The 1,157-nt window shown below is 72.7% G+C and carries 1 protein-coding gene and 1 pseudogene; one reads left to right on the forward strand and one right to left on the reverse strand.

Features of this window, described 5'->3' with window-relative positions; all coding sequences use genetic code 11:
* A pseudogene (locus tag ACOADB_RS07030) lies at positions 1-406 on the forward strand (hypothetical protein); the annotation flags it as partial.
* Here ACOADB_RS07030 and ACOADB_RS07035 read toward each other — a convergent pair.
* Positions 393-1,157: carboxyl transferase domain-containing protein (locus ACOADB_RS07035; RefSeq protein ID WP_378597252.1), on the reverse strand; the 765-nt coding region annotated here is incomplete at its 5' end. The pseudogene ACOADB_RS07030 and the gene ACOADB_RS07035 overlap by 14 nt on opposite strands.

Consider the following 1,157-nt stretch of genomic DNA (forward strand, 5'->3'; position numbering starts at 1 on the left):
CGTCGCCGGGATCGGCGCGGACCGGTTGTCCCGGGCGCTGGGCGTGAAGGACGCCGCCAGGCTGCTGGCCATCCACCCGTTGCTCAACCCGGCCGCCTACGTGACGGCAGACGTCACCGACGGCACCGTCACCGTGCGCCCGTCACCCGCCCACCAGGACGCCGCCTGGATCTCGCTGTGCGGCCCCGGCCGGACGGCTCCGCTGCAGGCGATCGTGCGGGCGATCGACCCGCACCTCGACGTCGAGGTGGAGCCGCTGGGTTCCGCGGACGCTGGCTGGCGCCTCACCGTCGTACGACGGGACGAGGCGACGCCCGAGGCGGACGAAGTGGCCGTGACCCGGTTCAGCACCGGGGCCACGTTCGCGTTCGAGCCCCGGCGCTCGCTCCCGATCACCCCTGTGTGAGGCCGCGCTCGATCGACTCGATCACCTTCGGGCGCAGGTCGCTGGCCGCGATCACCTCGTCCACCGAACCGACCTCGACGGCACGGTGGATGTTGTGGACGCCGTCGAACTCGGCGGCGACCTCGGCGATCTTGTCCGCGCGCAACTGGGCCCGCAGCTCGGCGAGCTCGACCACCAGGAGGCCACGCTCGCCGTCCTCGGCGGCGTCGATCCGCTCCTCCAGCGCCGCGACCCTCGGGTCGGCGGCAGCCCGCTTGGCGACCTCGGCTGCGAAGACCACGGCGGCCGCCGGGGCACCGCCGAGCACGGAGGCGAAGGAGCCCTCGATGGCCAGCACGGTCATCGACGGGTTGAGTCGCTTGGAGAAGACCACGAACGCGCCGCCGTGGTAGCGCGAGATCACGCAGAACACGATCGGGCCGCGGAAGTTGACGATCGCGCGGCCGATCTCGGCGCCGTACTCCAGCTGCAGGTTCCGCATCGACTCCGGTGACCCGTCGAACCCGGACAGGTTCGCGAGGACGACGACCGGCCGGTTGCCCGACGCGGCGTTGATCGCGCGGGCGACCTTCTTCGACGACCGCGGGAACAGCGTGCCCGCGGTGTAGGTGTCCGGGCCGTCGGTGGGAGGGAAGCCGGCGCGCGGCACGGGCTTGGACTCGATCCCGATCAGGCTGACCGGGTAGCCGCCGATGCGGGTGCCGACGACCACTGCGGTGTCGGCGTCGGCCATGCCGGCCCACCGCTCGAG

Source organism: Nocardioides sp. CPCC 206348 (genome assembly GCF_048654705.1).
Lineage (GTDB): Bacteria > Actinomycetota > Actinomycetes > Propionibacteriales > Nocardioidaceae > Nocardioides.